The 15,923-nt window shown below is 33.3% G+C and carries 18 protein-coding genes and 1 other annotated feature; of the genes, 1 reads left to right on the top strand and 17 read right to left on the bottom strand.

Going from position 1 to position 15,923, the window contains the following annotated elements; all coding sequences use genetic code 11:
• Nucleotides 1–85: 85 nt before the first annotated feature.
• The 14 genes from C683_RS01050 to yycF all read right to left on the bottom strand — a co-directional run bounded on the left by C683_RS01050 (nucleotide 86) and on the right by yycF (nucleotide 10,478).
• Nucleotides 86–565 (bottom strand): hypothetical protein, encoded by a 480-nt coding sequence (locus tag C683_RS01050; RefSeq protein ID WP_009488448.1) that lies wholly within the window; start codon nucleotides 563–565, stop codon nucleotides 86–88.
• 161 nt (nucleotides 566–726) lie between these two features.
• Nucleotides 727–1,095, bottom strand: coding sequence for a 50S ribosomal protein L7/L12 (rplL, locus tag C683_RS01045; protein WP_009488446.1), 369 nt, complete (start codon nucleotides 1,093–1,095; stop codon nucleotides 727–729).
• A 60-nt stretch (nucleotides 1,096–1,155) separates the two neighbouring features.
• On the bottom strand, nucleotides 1,156–1,659 hold the full coding sequence (gene rplJ, locus C683_RS01040) for a 50S ribosomal protein L10 (RefSeq protein WP_009488444.1): 504 nt from the start codon (nucleotides 1,657–1,659) through the stop codon (nucleotides 1,156–1,158).
• A 26-nt stretch (nucleotides 1,660–1,685) separates the two neighbouring features.
• Nucleotides 1,686–1,813: a sequence feature (ribosomal protein L10 leader region), on the bottom strand.
• An 86-nt stretch (nucleotides 1,814–1,899) separates the two neighbouring features.
• Nucleotides 1,900–2,589, bottom strand: coding sequence for a 50S ribosomal protein L1 (gene rplA, locus C683_RS01035; RefSeq protein WP_009488442.1), 690 nt, complete (start codon nucleotides 2,587–2,589; stop codon nucleotides 1,900–1,902).
• 93 nt (nucleotides 2,590–2,682) lie between these two features.
• Nucleotides 2,683–3,108, bottom strand: coding sequence for a 50S ribosomal protein L11 (rplK, locus tag C683_RS01030; protein WP_009488440.1), 426 nt, complete (start codon nucleotides 3,106–3,108; stop codon nucleotides 2,683–2,685).
• Between the two features lie 90 nt (nucleotides 3,109–3,198).
• Nucleotides 3,199–4,023: an alpha/beta hydrolase gene (locus C683_RS01025; RefSeq protein ID WP_009488438.1), complete on the bottom strand. Its 825-nt coding sequence runs from the start codon at nucleotides 4,021–4,023 to the stop codon at nucleotides 3,199–3,201.
• Nucleotides 4,024–4,068: 45 nt separating this feature from the next.
• Nucleotides 4,069–4,611, bottom strand: coding sequence for a transcription termination/antitermination protein NusG (nusG, locus tag C683_RS01020; RefSeq protein ID WP_009488436.1), 543 nt, complete (start codon nucleotides 4,609–4,611; stop codon nucleotides 4,069–4,071).
• A gap of 84 nt (nucleotides 4,612–4,695) precedes the next feature.
• Nucleotides 4,696–4,878 (bottom strand): preprotein translocase subunit SecE, encoded by a 183-nt coding sequence (secE, locus tag C683_RS01015; protein WP_009488434.1) that lies wholly within the window; start codon nucleotides 4,876–4,878, stop codon nucleotides 4,696–4,698.
• 12 nt (nucleotides 4,879–4,890) lie between these two features.
• Complete coding sequence (gene rpmG, locus C683_RS01010; RefSeq protein ID WP_009488432.1) at nucleotides 4,891–5,043, bottom strand: 50S ribosomal protein L33; 153 nt, start codon at nucleotides 5,041–5,043, stop codon at nucleotides 4,891–4,893.
• A gap of 41 nt (nucleotides 5,044–5,084) precedes the next feature.
• Entirely contained in the window at nucleotides 5,085–5,876 is a 792-nt protein-coding gene (locus C683_RS01005; protein WP_009488430.1) for an MBL fold metallo-hydrolase, read from the bottom strand.
• 1 nt (nucleotide 5,877) lies between these two features.
• Nucleotides 5,878–6,699, bottom strand: coding sequence for a two-component system regulatory protein YycI (gene yycI / locus C683_RS01000; RefSeq protein WP_009488428.1), 822 nt, complete (start codon nucleotides 6,697–6,699; stop codon nucleotides 5,878–5,880).
• The gene (gene yycH, locus C683_RS00995; protein WP_009488426.1) at nucleotides 6,696–7,943 is read right to left on the bottom strand and encodes a two-component system activity regulator YycH; all 1,248 of its coding nucleotides are present in this window, start codon (nucleotides 7,941–7,943) and stop codon (nucleotides 6,696–6,698) included. Before yycH ends, yycI begins: the two co-directional genes overlap by 4 nt.
• Nucleotides 7,940–9,766, bottom strand: a complete 1,827-nt coding sequence (gene walK, locus C683_RS00990; protein WP_009488424.1) for a cell wall metabolism sensor histidine kinase WalK — start codon at nucleotides 9,764–9,766, stop codon at nucleotides 7,940–7,942. The genes yycH and walK overlap by 4 nt, the downstream gene beginning before the upstream one ends.
• Nucleotides 9,759–10,478, bottom strand: coding sequence for a response regulator YycF (gene yycF / locus C683_RS00985; RefSeq protein WP_009488422.1), 720 nt, complete (start codon nucleotides 10,476–10,478; stop codon nucleotides 9,759–9,761). The genes walK and yycF overlap by 8 nt, the downstream gene beginning before the upstream one ends.
• Before the next feature lie 279 nt (nucleotides 10,479–10,757).
• Between yycF and C683_RS00980 the strand changes: the two genes are divergently transcribed.
• Nucleotides 10,758–11,915, top strand: a complete 1,158-nt coding sequence (locus C683_RS00980) for an FUSC family protein (RefSeq protein ID WP_009488420.1) — start codon at nucleotides 10,758–10,760, stop codon at nucleotides 11,913–11,915.
• Nucleotides 11,916–11,983: 68 nt separating this feature from the next.
• Here C683_RS00980 and C683_RS00975 read toward each other — a convergent pair whose 3' ends face one another.
• The 3 genes from C683_RS00975 to dinB all read right to left on the bottom strand — a co-directional run bounded on the left by C683_RS00975 (nucleotide 11,984) and on the right by dinB (nucleotide 15,923).
• Nucleotides 11,984–13,261: a conjugated bile salt MFS transporter gene (locus tag C683_RS00975; protein ID WP_009488418.1), complete on the bottom strand. Its 1,278-nt coding sequence runs from the start codon at nucleotides 13,259–13,261 to the stop codon at nucleotides 11,984–11,986.
• A gap of 215 nt (nucleotides 13,262–13,476) precedes the next feature.
• The gene (locus tag C683_RS00970) at nucleotides 13,477–14,787 is read right to left on the bottom strand and encodes an enhanced serine sensitivity protein SseB C-terminal domain-containing protein (RefSeq protein ID WP_009488416.1); all 1,311 of its coding nucleotides are present in this window, start codon (nucleotides 14,785–14,787) and stop codon (nucleotides 13,477–13,479) included.
• Between the two features lie 53 nt (nucleotides 14,788–14,840).
• Nucleotides 14,841–15,923 (bottom strand): DNA polymerase IV, encoded by a 1,083-nt coding sequence (dinB, locus tag C683_RS00965; RefSeq protein ID WP_009488414.1) that lies wholly within the window; start codon nucleotides 15,921–15,923, stop codon nucleotides 14,841–14,843.

Raw genomic sequence — 15,923 nt, 5'->3', positions numbered from 1 at the left:
ACTGTCGTTGTCGACTTCTATATAATAACAATATATCTATAGATATGCAAGTACTTTTTTCTATTTTTTTATCTATAAAATAATATTAATCCTCAATCAGTTCCACAACAGAAGATTCAACATATCCTTGCCAAATATGTTCTTGATCATATAAAGAATAATAAATAGTTCCAGACAAATGAGTATAATATCCTAAAATATACATCGTTTCATTAAAAAACACATCACTGTAATCATAAAATAGATCAAACTGTAAATTTTGCCATAAAGGATATCCTTTTTGAATTACTTTTCCTTCTTTTTCTAGGATTTCAAAATCGCTAATAGGTTCCTCATTAATGGCACAAGCATTGGCATTAACAAATCCTATCCAGTCTCCATTATCTCGCACTAACTCAACATAACGTTTCCCATTATCATGATGATAAATTCCATTAATTTTGAAAAATTCTTGATAACAAATTGCTGTCTTACCAACTTTTTCTTTAATATCTAGAGTTTTCCAAAGTGGATAATCATTTTTTTTGACGTAAGCATAAGCTTTTTGTTCTACAAAATTAGTCATATTTTACTCCTACTCTTTTTTATCAATGGAATAAGAAGTACTCTTATAAATCCATCTAGATTCATATAGTATTATTTAAAGCAATAAAAAGATAATTGTCAAACGATTTTTTACAACAAAAAAACTCCCAGACAAACTGGGAGTTAAAATTTCAATAGAAATTATTTTAATGTTACTGAAGCACCAGCTTCTTCTAAAGCTGCTTTTAATGCTTCTGCTTCTTCTTTAGCTACGTTTTCTTTAACTGGAGCTGGAGCACCATCAACTAAAGCTTTAGCGTCTTTAAGACCTAAACCTGTAGCTTCACGTACAGCTTTGATAACTTTAACTTTTTGATCACCAGCTGAAGTTAATTCAACAGTGAATTCAGTTTGTTCAGCGCCACCTTCAGCACCACCAGCAGCAGCTACAGCTACAGGAGCAGCAGCAGATACGCCAAATTCTTCTTCGATAGCTTTTACTAAGTCGTTTAATTCTAAGATAGTTGCTTCTTTTAATTCAGCAACGATATTTTCAATGTTTAATGCCATTATAATATCCTCCGATTAATAATTCTTTCTTTTTAATTGTTTCGTTATATTAGGCAGCAATTATGCCACGTCTTCTTCTTTTGCATCCGCAACAGCGTTGATAGCGTATGCCACGTTGCGAACTGGAGCTTGAAGAACAGATAGTAACATAGATAGTAAACCTTCGCGGTTTGGTAAAGCAGCCAATTCTTTGATTGCTTCCACTGAAGATACTTTACCTTCGATGATACCACCTTTAATTTCTAATGCTTCTGCTGTTTTAGCAAAATCATTCATGATTTTTGCAGGAGCTACTACGTCTTCATTACTGAAGGCAACAGCTGTAGGACCAGTAAATACTTCGTCTAATCCTTCTAAACCTGCTTTTTGTGCAGCACGTGTTAAGATACCGTTTTTGATAACTTTCATTTCAACACCTGCTTCACGTAATTGTTTACGTAATTCAGTTGCTTGTTCTACTGTTAAACCACGGTAGTCAACGATTACTACTGAAGCAGCGGCTTCAAATTTAGCAGCAACTTCTTCTACTAATTGCGCTTTTTTAGCGATATTTGCTTCACTCATCGATTTCACCTCCTATTTTTTGCTAGACATGAAATAAAAAAACTCCATGTCACCGCAGACATAGAGAGACGTTATGATTTTAAATCATTGTCCTCGGGTAGGAAATTAAGTGATTGCTCACACCTACTGTCTTCGGCACTTATAACCTTTATTAATATATCATGTACATTTCTTTTCGTCAAACTTTTTTTACAAAAAAAAGAGTGAGAAAATTCTCACTCTTGGATTTTATCTTTCAAATTAGAAAGAAGCAGGATTTACATGGATACCAGGTCCGAATGTAGTAGTTACGCTGATATTTTTGATGTATGATCCTTTAACTGCAGCTGGACGAGCTTTTGCTACTACGTCGTTGATTGTTGCAAAGTTTTCTACTAATTTATCTGTATCAAATGAAACTTTACCGATTGGAACATGAATGTTACCAGCTTTATCAACACGGTAAGTAACTTTACCAGCTTTTACTTCTTCAACAGCTTTTGTTACATCCATAGTAACTGTTCCTGTTTTAGGGTTTGGCATTAATCCTTTAGGTCCTAATACACGTCCTAAACGACCTACTTGTGCCATCATATCTGGTGTTGCAACGACAACATCAAAGTCAAACCATCCTTCTTGGATTTTTTGAACCATATCTTCATCGCCTACGTAATCAGCACCTGCAGCTTGAGCTTCTTTTGCTTTTTCGCCTTTTGCAAATACTAATACACGTTGAGTTTTACCAGTACCATTTGGTAAAACAACTGCTCCACGAATTTGTTGATCCGCTTTTTTAGGGTCAACGTTTAAACGGTAAGCAACTTCTACTGTTGCGTCAAAGTTAGCAAAGTTTGTTTCTTTTGCTAAAGCAACTGCTTCATTTACTGAATATAACTCGTTTGAGTTAACTTTCTTTAATGCTTCTTGCATTTTTTTGCTTTTTTTAGCCATTTTCATCCTCCTATATTGTGGTTATAACGGTAGTACCTCCCACATGATCTCATTTTTCAATGACATCAAACTGAGAAGCATTTGCTCACTGAATTATTCAGCGATTGTAATACCCATGCTTCGTGCAGTACCTTCTACCATGCGCATTGCAGCTTCTACATTCGCAGCGTTTAGGTCAGGCATTTTTGTTTCTGCAATTTCACGTACTTGTTCTTTTGTAACAGACGCTACTTTTGTACGGTTTGGTTCACCAGAACCTTTTTCCACTTTAGCAGCTTTTTTCAATAATACTGCTGCAGGTGGTGTTTTTGTGATGAAGTCGAATGAACGATCTTCATAAACTGAGATTACTACTGGAATAATCATACCTGCTTGGTCAGCTGTACGAGCATTGAATTCTTTAGTGAATCCCATGATGTTGATACCTGCTTGACCTAATGCAGGACCTACTGGTGGAGCTGGTGTTGCTTTACCTGCAGGAATTTGCAATTTAACAATTTTTTCTACTTTTTTAGCCACGAGTCATACCTCCTTAAGACCGTGATGTGGTTGAATGGAGCTCAAGATTTCTCCTCCCACGTATACTTCCATATCATACATAATTTTTTTTTATTTTTCAACCTTTTTTTCTGGCCAAACAAGAAATTTATTAATTTCCTCAAAAACTAAGGAATCTACAGGAAGATCACTGTGCCCTAAATCACTTAAAAGAAGAAATTGATTTTTAATTCCCTCTTTATTGAGAACACTTTCTAAAGATTTAACACTTTCAATAGGAACAATTCCATCATCTGTTGCGTTAATTTCTCCTGCAATATTTAACCAAGGTCCACATTGAACTTTATGTTCAGAAAATCCTTTTTCAATCGTTTTTAATGTAGGACTGGCAATTAATCGATCGTTTTTGTCCACTTGTTTTCCTAATTCATTATAAGGAGAGCCCAAAGTTACTACTTTTTGTAATTGAATGGGATTTTCTTGTTTATATTGTTGTTGAGCCAAATAGAAAGCTAATGCTACCCCACCTTGAGAATGAGCAATATAATCAATCGCATTGACCCTATGTTCTTGCAACCAAGAAAACACTCGGCTTAACCATTCTGCTTGTAAAGCATCAGGAGCATCATTATAAGAGAAACGAACTTGAACCAAAGGATGCTTTGCTGGTTTCCATTCGCCATCCAATTGGATCTCTCCATCGCGCGAAACAATAAGCAATGGTTCTTTTGTTCCACCTTTTTCTTCTAGTTCTTTTGTTAATCGGTCAAAAACATGTTCATCAGAAGGAGTTCCATGAATCATCACTGTAGTGACACCACTTTTTTTATTAGGAATAGGCTCAGCTTTTTTATTTTTTCCTTTTCCAAGGAAGAAAAGCATTCCTCCTAAAAGCAAAATCACTACAATGAGTAAAATTCCACGTTTCTTTTTCATTATCCTATCTCCTAACAAAAAAAGGTGCTCAACGCACCTCTTTTTTTACAATTGTTCAATTTCGTTACTACCTACTTCAATTTCGCAATTGGTATTTCCCATATCTGCTAATAGGTAAACACTATGTTCTTCATCATTAAAGTCTTTAATTTCTCCTGTAAATCCTTCAAATGATCCAGAAATAATACGTACTTTATCGCCAATCGCAAATGGACGTTCATGCGTAACACTTTGATCCATTTCATTTAAAATTGTATCTACTTCTTCTGGTAATAATGGAGCAGGTTTACTTCCAGCGCCGTGAGAACCCACAAAGCCAGTTACTCCTGGTGTATTACGAACGATATACCAAGATTCATCAGTCATTACCATTTCGACTAAAACATAGCCAGGGAAAATTTTATGTGTTGTAACTTTTTCTTTCCCTGTTTTTGTAATTCCACGTTCTTCTTCTTCTGGTACACAAACACGGAAAATATATTCTTCCATTCCCATGCTTTGAGCACGAGATAATAAATTCTCTTTTACTTTGTTTTCATAACCTGAGTAAGTATGTAAAACATACCACTGTTTTTCAAATGTCTCCATCTCATTCCTCTTTCTATGCTTATTTCAAAATAAAAAAGCGATTCATCACATATTGATATGATTTCACGCTATATCCTAATTCTCTTATTTCAAAATAAAACTCATCAAATGCGTTAATCCCCAGTCCGCTACGGCGAAGAAAATAGCAAAAATAAGTGTCATTTCGATAACCGTTAATACATCTTTTCGCCATTGTTTCCCAGTAGGCCATGTTACAAGACGCATTTCATGAGCAACACTTTTAAAAAATTGTCCGATTTTTTTCATTATGTTCTCCTTTTATTTAGTTGCTCGGTGAATTGTATGTGTTCCACAATATTTACAATATTTTTTAATTTCTAAGCGAGAAGCACGTTGAGCTTCAGAAATATTCTTCGTGTAGTTACGAGACCCACAAACCGAACAAGCTAATGCTACTTTATTATTTTTCACTTCTATTCCTCCTATTTACTATATCATATTTCTTAGTGAAATTAAATGACTTCTATTAATGGACTTGCTTGTGCTGGTGAAGTATCATGCAATTGAATTCCATTTTGAATGGGGATATCTTTTTTGGTTAAATAATCAGTCACCACTTCTCTTGCTAATTGTGGCATATTATTTTTAGGACTAAGATGTCCTAGAAAAACGTTTTTTGTTTGATTCCCTATCATTTCTCCTAATGCATACGCACCATCTTCATTAGATAAATGTCCTGTATCTCCTAAAATTCTCTGTTTTAAATGCCAAGGGTAAGGTCCAAATCGCAACATGTTTACATCATGATTGGTTTCCATTAAATACATATTGGCATTTCCTAATTGTTGATACAATCGTTCGCTACAATATCCAGTATCAGTTAATTCAACAAAACTCTTATCTCCTTGTCTTACCGTATAAAACTGAGGATTGACCGTATCATGCGATACTGGAAAGGCTTCAATTTCTAAATCTTCCAACAATTTTACCTCACCTGGTTCGATACAGCAAATTTGTTCTTTAGGAATTTTCGGATATTTTTCTAAAATTTCACACCATGTCTTTTCATTGGCATAAACATCACAACCGTAACGTTTGGCTAAAACTCCTAATCCTTTAATGTGGTCACTATGCTCATGAGTGACAAAAATCGCATCCACATCTTTCATCTCTCGATCGATACTATGCATTCGTTCTTCGATTTTTTTTCCACTTAGTCCAGCATCTAACAAAATTCGTTGTCGTTCACCTTCAATATAAAGGGAATTTCCTTCGCTTCCGCTAGATAAAATACTAACTTTCACTTTATTCTTCTCCCCTTTCAATATCTTTATTATTATTCCCCATTAAATGATTCGTCAACGCATTAACACGATAAATTTCTTCGATATTACTATTGTTTTTTACATTGACCATCCAAATCGGCAAATAAACGAAACTATCTTTTTCTTGATATACTTTTGCATAAGCTAAGGATAACCATTCAATGGTATCTCCTCGTGTTAATTTATTATTTAAAAATAGAGTATAAGCCGCATCTTCTCCTCGAATCAATTCCATTTTATCTCTTAATGGTTTAATTTCTGCTAGCTGTTGTTGCTCATATTTTTCTACTTTCTTCTCTTTCTCATTTTCTTCCACATGGAACACTACTTGAGCTGAGGTATCATCAATCGGAATCCCTTCATAACTTTGAGCATAACAAATATTTTTCTTATTTAAAATATATGGGAAATAATGATATTGATCTCCTTGAATAAAGTTTTCTTTTTGTGACATAAAATCCTTTAAATCTAAAGATAAGGATTCCTCCCCTTTTACGATAATCGGAGATTGCAATTGACTTTTAATTTTATATTTTGTTGCAGATACCGTTTGTGCTTTTAATGTTTTTGCTTCTTTTTCTAAAACTGCTCGTTTTCCTTCTAGATAATAACCATATCGTTGTTTTGTATCTAAAGTAGTTTCTAAAGTCACGCCTTCTTTTTTTAAAATTTCTTCGATAGAATCATTCGTATTTCCAATATTTTTACTTGTTTTTTCTTCGTTATAAAGTGTCAGAAAAAGATATCCATTTAAAAGGAAAAACGTAATGAGAAAAATAAATTCTATTTTACGGTAATTCATCGCGCTCCTCCTTTATTGATGACTTCATCTACTTCTTTCCACTGTCCTTTATATTCTACAAACCAAGTCGGAAGTAAAAGAACCGCTTGGTCATTTTCTTTATCTTTTTTCCAATGATATCCAAGCTTCATATCTTGAATTTCCTTTTCATCTATTCGTTGATTTAATTGTTTCCACACTTCTTTTGCTGATTGTACTTTTGTTTTACTATTGCAAGGCAATGGCAATTGTAAATTGATTTGATTTAACCAAATATCTAATTGACGATCTTGCTGTTTTAAAACAACACTTGAACCATAATTTGAAGCAAAAATAGGATATCCTTCAACAAAACAACGATATTGAATTTCTGAACCTTGATTTGTGAAATAACGCATTGGCCCAATCGTCGATCCTAATTGACCTACTACTTCTAAAAAGTAATGGTCAATATTTTCATCTTCTGATTTTGGTTTTTGGAAATGGACAATCCCTGTTTGATTATTGATACATAGATTTTCGCCATTTTCATTACGGAAATCAAGAACTGGTCCTTCTCCTTTTGTCGTCATATTTCCTGAATTACTAAATAAAGTTTGTAAAAATAAAGTATAAGAAGATATGCTCGTTAAATATCGATAGTTTGGTAATTCCATCTCTTCTTTTAATCCATAGATGTCTTTCCCTAAATATTCAACTGCAAAATTTCGATTTACTTTTTCTTTCACTTCATCTAAGGTAGGCTCCATGGCTCCTTTTAATTCTAATAAATAGAGTTCTTTATGTTTCTTATCTAAAAAATAAAGTTCTCTTCGTTCCCAATCATAAAAAATATTCGCAAAATTTAAATTCGACAAGGAACTATTGACTGGAAAATGATACGTATTGGCAAAAGTATCATAGTCCATACTTCCAGCATATTGTAATTCTAGCCAGTTTGCCTTTCGATGTAATTCTGTCCATTCTTTTTCTACATTTTTAGTAATACAACGAAAACTTCCCCAACGATTTTTTGCTGTTTGTTCTAATATTTGTTTTAATTTTTGCTCTTTACCAATAAAATATACTTCTTTTTGTGTTTTTACATAAGCTTGAGTCGGCAATAATAATTCTTTTCGACTTCTCACTTCTGATGGAGCAATTCCCTCTTTTTCTAGTGGCTGACTCACACTAACACCCATACTAATTTTCAATAAAAGAAAAAGGCTTAGAAGAATCATTAAGATTAGTCCTACTCGGACGCTATATTTACGAATCGTTTTCATCCCCAATCCTCCTCTTCATCAAAAGTTTCATATGGCAAGGAAATAAAGAAAGTAGAACCTTTACCTTCTGTACTATCTACCCAAATTTTTCCACCATGTGCTGTAATTACTTCTTTGGAAATCGCTAATCCTAATCCGGTTCCTCCCATTTCTCGACTACGAGCTTTGTCTACCCGATAGAAACGATCAAAAACTTTTCCTAAATCTTTTTTCGGAATTCCCATTCCTTCATCACTAATAGCCACAATGGCTTCACTATGAGTTTCAATTAAACGAACAGTGATGGTTCCACCTTTTGGCGAATACTTCATCGCGTTGTTTAAAATATTATCAAAGACTTGCATTAATTTATCTTTATCTGCTTCAACAAATAAATCACGACGAGTAAATTCACGTACGATTTGATAATTTAATTCTTCTTTTTCAATTAACATATCAAAACGATCTAAAATAAAGTTCAACATACCATTTAATTGAATCATTTCTAGATTTAATGGACTGCGACCTGCATCCATTCGTGAAAGATTTAGTAAATCAGAAATCATACGAATCATACGCTCTGTTTCTTCTTGAGTTACTTTTAAAAACTGTGGTGCTAATTCTGGATCTTGCCAAGCTCCATCATTTAATGCTTCTAAGTAACTACGCATGCTCGTCAACGGAGTTCTTAATTCATGAGAAACATTAGAAACAAAGTTACGACGTTCTTCCTCATTTTTTTCTTGTTCGGTTACATCATGTAAGACACAGACTAGACCATTCACAAATCCATTTTCTTGACGAATGACCGATAAATCTGCCTTCAAAATCGTTTGAACTCCATCGACTTCTCGATGAACAAAAATCGAAGACTCTTGTGCAAACAGATCTTTCAAACGATAAGTTCCTCGCCAACCAAGAAAATCTAAAATTGAAGTCCCTTCGACTTTTTCTAACGTCGTATTCATAATTTGCTGAGCCATCTCATTGATAATTAAAATTCTGCCTCGACGATCTGTCGCAATCACTCCATCGGTCATATGACGAAGAATACTATCCAAACGATGTCGTTCTCCTTCTAATACTTCTTGTGATTCTTCTACACGATCAGATAATTCATTAAAGGTTTCTCCTAATTGGCCTAATTCATCGTTCCCATAAACTTTTACTTTGCTAGAGTAATCCCCTCGAGCAATTTTTTGTGCTTGCTTTTGCATTTCATCAATCGGTTTTGTCAATTGACGAGAAACAAAAATCGCAATAATTAAACATATTCCCATCGCAATTAAAGCAGCCGTTAAAAAGATAATCGTTGTTTGCAATACTTGCTCATATTGACGTTCTAAATCACTTTCTACATATACTGCTCCAATCACCGTATCTCCTGAAGTGGAATAAATAGGTTGTACATTCGTATAAATCCGACGATTCGTTTGTGGATCACGTTCAACCGCATGATGAACAATTAAATCATTTAAAATTCCATATTCATTTTTTTGACCAATATTATTTTTTGATTGACGCTTACTTGTCGCAGCCAAAATGATTCCTTTATTATTAATGACTCGAACTTCTAAAATATTATTTTTTGTAAAATCAATAATTCGCTGTTGAATTAACCCCGTATCTTTTGGGTGTTCTGAAAGATCCATCCCTAAATTATTGGCCAACATTTCTACTTGTTCATTTGTCGTAGTTTCAAAATTATTAATGGTTGTTTCTTCTAAACCACGAATAAAAATCGCTCCGACAATCTCAACAAATACTAAAAGTAAAAGTGTGAATACCGTAGCGATTTTAACATGAATAGAAGAAAAAAAATGTCTTTTTTTCGTTTTACGCATTCGTTCCATCCTGTTCTGGACTCTTCAAATAATATCCCACTCCACGACGAGTCATTAACCAGTTTGGGTGACTTGGATTATCTTCAATCTTTTCTCGCAAACGACGAACCGTTACATCTACCGTACGAACATCGCCAAAATAATCATAGCCCCATACTGTTTGTAATAAGTGTTCACGAGTAACCACTTGTCCTAAATGTTTTGCTAAGTAATAAAGCAATTCAAATTCACGATGAGTCAATTCGATCATTGTCCCATCTTTAGAAACATTATAAGCATCAGGATAAATCGTAATATTTCCAATCGTTAATTCCTGATTTTTTTGTTTTTCTTCCACAGGAGCAGCACTCGTTGTATGACGACGTAGATTCGCTTTTACTCGAGCTACTAATTCACGATTTGAAAATGGTTTTGTTACATAGTCATCTGCGCCTAATTCTAGTCCTAAAATTTTATCAATTTCTGAATCTTTTGCCGTAACCATAATAATTGGCATATCATGATTTTTTCTTACTTCACGACAAACTTCTAATCCATCTACTTTTGGTAACATTAAATCTAAAATAATTAAATCTGGGTTTACTTCTTCTACCTTTTCTAACGCCTCTTCGCCATCATAGGCAGTAAAAACTTCATACCCTTCTTTATTTAGATTAAATTTTACAATATCAGAGATTGGCTTTTCATCATCTACTACTAAAATTTTCTTCATTTCCATCCCTCCTGTATTTTTTCATTATACCATACTTTCAAGATTCATTTTTTCTTGTTCTCTCGCACAAAAGATTAATCATTTTTTAATTTTTCTTATTTTAATAAGATATATTTGCAGTTTCTAGCAACATATGTCAACATTAAAATTAGAGTGTGTAAAATTATTTTCACTCTTGAATTGAAAAAACGAAAAAGAAATGAATTTTTTTGTGATTATCAATCATTTGATTTTTGTAAAATTAAATAGCATGAACAAGTGCAGAAAGGTGGAGTTTCATTGAAATTAAAGATTACAAAAAAACAATTGATCGAACACATTTTTCTACTAGCGTTTATTTTAATCTTCGTTAGTGCATTTCAACACTTTTTTGGTTCTGAAAGTATTTTTATTGCGGCGTTTTCTGTAACTGCATTATTAATGTTTTCTAGTATTTCTTTACAATTACCAAGAAGATTGTGTTGCTTAATCTTCCCAATTCTATTCGTGTTATCTGTGCTATTACCCTATTTAATTAATATTGCACATAACGTATTTATTGGAAGTTTAATCATTATTATTTCTGTATTAATCTTCCTATTTTTCTTGGGACCTAGTTTACAATTCCAATCTTACGTTCCTTTCTTATTCTTATATGCTTTAAATATTAACTCACCGGTAGAAGATGCACCAGAAATGATTCTTGCTAGTTTCATTGGTGGTTTGATTGTTTCACTAGTATATTTCTTAAGTCATAAAGATAATCAAACATATTCTTTACGTGAAATTCTTCTTGTAGAGTTTAAAAACCATTTGCCATTTATCATTAAAGTAATTGTTGGAATGGTAATTGCTTACATCATCGGTTTCTACTTAGATGACTTAAAGACTTCTTGGATTGTCGTAACTGTAGTTTCTATCACTGAGTTAGATATTCAAAGTACAAAAGTAAAATTATGGCAACGTATTATTGCCACGATTATTGGTATTTCCGTATATAGCGTATTCTTATACTATATTATGGATCACTTCCCAACGATTGTACCTTTATTATTAATCTTAATTAGTTACATCTACACATTCTTAAATAATTACTTTGTGAAGATGATTTTTGTTACCTTTAACTCGTTAAATGCAGCGATTGCTACCGATCACTTCCCAACTGTACAAATGATGAGTTCACGTATGATTTTCATTATTATTGGTGCAGCGATTGTTATTGTTATTTCCCTATTGTTCAATTATTTCTATAACAAATATCAAAAAGAACATCATGGAACACAAAAGAAAGTGGTAGTCTCTTCTAGCAGCGGACAAGTCGTAACGAACACTTCTGGAAAAGAAGAAGTAACTAGTGAAAAGGACAAGAAAGAAGAAAAAGTACAAGATAAGAAAGAAGAAAAAGTACAAGATAAGAAAGAAGAAAAAGTACAAGATAAGAAAGAAGAAAAAGTCTAGGAAAATTCCTAGACTTTTTTTATATCAAAAAAAAGAGTTCTTCAAAGAAGAACTCTTTTCTTATCTCATTAGTTTAATACTTCAGCGTATTTTTCTTTAGAGATTTTCTTAATCATTGAGCATAAGATTAAGTAACCAATTACGATGAATACGATTACTGAGATCCAAGCTGGAACGTATCCCATTGAATCTGCAACAAATCCGAAGATTACGTTACCAATCGCAAATCCGATCGCAAAGAAGATACTGAAGATACCTAATGTTTCACTAGATTCTTTCATACCGAATAAATCTTGAACGATTACGGCTGGACCTGACATGTAAATGAATACTGTGAATCCATATAAAACAGCCCAAACATAAGCTAACCATGTCATATGTGGGTTTAGACCTAAAACGATCATTGCACCAGCAGATAATAATTGTAATACAAAGGCAATATTTGCTGAGTGGAATACACCGAATTTAGAGAATAATACTCCACCACCAACGTTACCAACTAAACATGCAATCGCGAAAGTTGATCCTACGGTACCAACGATAGCTGCTGATAAATGTAATGAGTCAAAGTAGTTTGCATATTGCATTGATTGCGCTGAAACGTTTAATCCAATAAAGAACATACCAGATGCTAAAATCCAGAATGATGATAATTTACGAGTTGCAGCGGCACCAATACCACGTAATTGAGGCATTTCTTGTTTTTGTTCTGAGCTTGTGTTTTGTTGTGAAGATGTTGCCATCTTACGGTCATGAATCATTGTGAATAATACAACGATACCAACTACTAAAGCAGCAATTGCTGCGTATAAATAAACTTTGTGTAATCCTGCAACACTATTTTTCGCTAATTTGTTTAATAAGTTAGCAAATAATGGTTGTAAGAAGAAGTTACCAATTGAACCACCGGCAAAGGCAATACCTAAAGCTTTTGCTTTAGATTTTTCATCAAACCATGTTCCGATTAAGTAAGGAACCCCTAAACCTGAGTAAACTACACAACCAATTTGAATAATTGCATTCGCTACGTAGAATAACCATAATTGTGTAGCAATAGCATTCAAGAATAAACCGATCGCTGAGAAGATTAATCCTCCAACCATTACTAATTTAGTAGAGAATTTAGCGTAAAATTTACCACCAAATGGAGCTACTAATGATGATGCTACCGCACCAATTGTAAAAATAAATCCGATACTTGCTAAACTAAAACCAAAGTCTTGTTTTAAGTAGTTGATGAACAATGGAGGAACGTTTTGAGCAATACCATAAGGAATCGCTTGTAATAACATACATCCAAAAACGATCATCAAATGTTTAGCATCCATTTTTTGTTTTTCAGACATAAAATTGTCTCCTTTCCTTTATAACTTTCATACTATAAGTAGTTCTTTTTTCACAAGTCAAAACTTACATTTTTTATTTTAATTAAAATAAAAATTATTTCCACTATTTTCCAATATATTTTCGATAACTTTTTTTTAGAAATTTGACTTTACAAAAAAACATTATGTAAAAATAAAAAAAGTTGTTTTCTTTTCAGAAAACAACTTGAAAACAGCTATTTTTTACCTTTAAACAAACCAAAAATTCCACGTTTTTGTGATTTCTCGTAGAATGGAGTCACATCTTTAACATATTCTTGTGCCTCAGGCTCAGTATAAGATAAAAATTCTAAGGATTCTTTATCTGGTAAAACTGGATAAGCTGCATCGCGTAAATCGCCTAAAATACTTTTACCGTCGCGTTCTTTGTCCATAACTACTAAGTAATGAGTTTTATCTAGATATTCTTTTTCTAATAAGTATGCACGGTGAACGTTTCCTTGCGCATCCATTTCTTTCGATAACACTTTTTCTAGCTCTTCATTGTGAGCATCTTTTTTAATTTGATATGCTTCTGCATCTTCTAAATTCTCAATTGCTTCTTCTTCTGCTGCTAAACGTGCTTTTTCTTGACGTTGTTCTTCTTCTAATAATAATTCATGATAATGAGCAAATTGAGGAGCTTCAATTACTACATTGTGAGTAAATGGATTAATTGCAAAACCATTGACTCCTTCACTTGTCTCAATCAATGCTTCAAAACGTTCAAAAGTCATTTCAATTAAATAATGTTCTTTGGCTGCTAAATCAATTCCTGCTTTATTGACCTCATATAAATCAGTAAAAGCTGGAAAAACTTTTTCTCCCGATTCATTTTCCAATGGAATTACTTGCATTTCGCCATCTTCTTTAATAGTTGCAACTTGTTCTTCGGTTACAGATTCCACATCTTCTTCATTTGGAATAATGACGGGCATCAAGAAACGGAAGCTAGCAAAAGCATTATAAATTTTTTCTTCTAATTCAGCAGAAGGATGATCACGCAATTCATCCATCATACGACTCATTGGATTGCGTAGCATTTCACGATCTTTTTCTTCTTGTAAAATTTCTTGATAACGAGCTAATTGGCGATTACGAATCACTAAGTTGTAATGGAAAGGATCAATAACAAAACCATCTGCACTTTCATTTTCTGATAACATTTCCATATAACTGTGCATATCCATTTCTAATAGGTAGATATCATTTTGCTCTAAATCTACTTCCCATTTATCTACTTCATCCATACTCGTAAATGCTGGATATAAAGAAGCACCCTCTTCATCGTTGAATTGAGCAACACGTAAGTTAGATCCTGGCGTTACTCGTACGACACGACCTTCTAAAATCGTCATATCCTCTTTATTTTCAATGACTACTGGCATTAAGAAAACTGCATTTTCTAATTCCAAATAAACATTACGTTCTGATTCAATGGATGGATATTCCATTAAAATATCGATGCTTTGTAATAATTTTTCATTATGTTCTTTAAATTTATCCATTTTCTCTCCTCCTAATTCTTCTTTTATAGTATAGCATTTTATTCACAATTCGCCTATCTTCGACCAAACAAATCCAATTGTAATTGTTCTTCTGATTGAACTTGTAATTTTCCAATACTGATTCCTAAAAGTTGAATTCCTTCCTCTAAATGGAGATACTCTTCTGCTAATTGTAAAGCAACCCTTTCCATTTCTTGTGCCTCTTGTGTTCGATGAGGAAATTGAATTTGTCTTGTTTGAGCATTTTTATTTGGATAACGCCATTTCAGTGTTAGCACATTTCCATAATATTCTTTTTCTTTTAATTCTATCGCTATACGCTCTGTTAATTGCCGAAGAGTTTGTTGTAACATTCCTTCGTCTAATAATGGAGGATGAAAAGTTCTTTCAGTACCAATAGACTGTTTTTTTCGTTTATATTCGACAGGACGTTCATCAATTCCTTGTACTCTTTGATATAAATCATAACCAAATTTACCAAAATTTTGAATCCATTCCTGTTCTGAATAGCGTAAAACATCCCTTCCATAATGAATTCCTAGTGCCTTCATTTTAGGTAATGTCTTTTTCCCAATTCCTTTAAATTTTTCAATGGGTAATTGGGCTAAAAATTGTGGGGCTTGCTCTTTTGTAATATAGGTTAAACCACATGGCTTTTGATAATCAGAAGCTAACTTTGCTAGAGTTTTGTTATAGGAAACGCCTGCCGAACAAGTTAACTGTAACTCTTCCCAAATTTTATATTGAATCATCCGTGCGACTTGAATAGCTTCTGTAATAGTTTGGCAACGATGACTAACATCTAAATAAGCTTCATCTAATGCAATTGGTTCAATATATGGCGTAAAAGAATGGAAAATTTCTTGAATTTGTTTTGAAATTTCACGGTAATAATTTTTTCGCACTGGACAAAAAATGAGTTGAGGACAACGACGCAAAGCTTCTTTTGCAGACATAGCGCTGTGAATTCCATATTTTCTTGCTTCATAGTTTGCAGTTGTGACTACTCCATGCCCAAAGTTTTTTCTTGGATCAGGGGAAACAACAAGCGGTTTATTCTTCCATTGTGGATGATCTCTCATTTCGATGGATGCAAAAAAAGCATCCATATCAACATGAATAATATAACGATCCAT

The organism is Catellicoccus marimammalium M35/04/3, from assembly GCF_000313915.1.
GTDB lineage: Bacteria > Bacillota > Bacilli > Lactobacillales > Catellicoccaceae > Catellicoccus > Catellicoccus marimammalium.
The sequence above is the reverse complement of the archived record's forward strand: the minus strand, read 5'-3'. Positions and strand labels throughout refer to the sequence as shown.

Coding starts and splice junctions, on each gene's coding strand:
- C683_RS01050 (WP_009488448.1), bottom strand. CDS start 565: ATGACTAATTTTGTAGAACAAAAAGCTTATGCTTACGTCAAAAAAAAT.
- rplL (WP_009488446.1), bottom strand. CDS start 1,095: ATGGCATTAAACATTGAAAATATCGTTGCTGAATTAAAAGAAGCAACT.
- rplJ (WP_009488444.1), bottom strand. CDS start 1,659: ATGAGTGAAGCAAATATCGCTAAAAAAGCGCAATTAGTAGAAGAAGTT.
- rplA (WP_009488442.1), bottom strand. CDS start 2,589: ATGGCTAAAAAAAGCAAAAAAATGCAAGAAGCATTAAAGAAAGTTAAC.
- C683_RS01025 (WP_009488438.1), bottom strand. CDS start 4,023: ATGAAAAAGAAACGTGGAATTTTACTCATTGTAGTGATTTTGCTTTTA.
- nusG (WP_009488436.1), bottom strand. CDS start 4,611: ATGGAGACATTTGAAAAACAGTGGTATGTTTTACATACTTACTCAGGT.
- secE (WP_009488434.1), bottom strand. CDS start 4,878: ATGAAAAAAATCGGACAATTTTTTAAAAGTGTTGCTCATGAAATGCGT.
- yycI (WP_009488428.1), bottom strand. CDS start 6,699: ATGAATTACCGTAAAATAGAATTTATTTTTCTCATTACGTTTTTCCTT.
- yycH (WP_009488426.1), bottom strand. CDS start 7,943: ATGAAAACGATTCGTAAATATAGCGTCCGAGTAGGACTAATCTTAATG.
- walK (WP_009488424.1), bottom strand. CDS start 9,766: ATGCGTAAAACGAAAAAAAGACATTTTTTTTCTTCTATTCATGTTAAA.
- yycF (WP_009488422.1), bottom strand. CDS start 10,478: ATGAAGAAAATTTTAGTAGTAGATGATGAAAAGCCAATCTCTGATATT.
- C683_RS00975 (WP_009488418.1), bottom strand. CDS start 13,261: ATGTCTGAAAAACAAAAAATGGATGCTAAACATTTGATGATCGTTTTT.
- C683_RS00970 (WP_009488416.1), bottom strand. CDS start 14,787: ATGGATAAATTTAAAGAACATAATGAAAAATTATTACAAAGCATCGAT.
- dinB (WP_009488414.1), bottom strand. CDS start 15,923: ATGGATCGTTATATTATTCATGTTGATATGGATGCTTTTTTTGCATCC.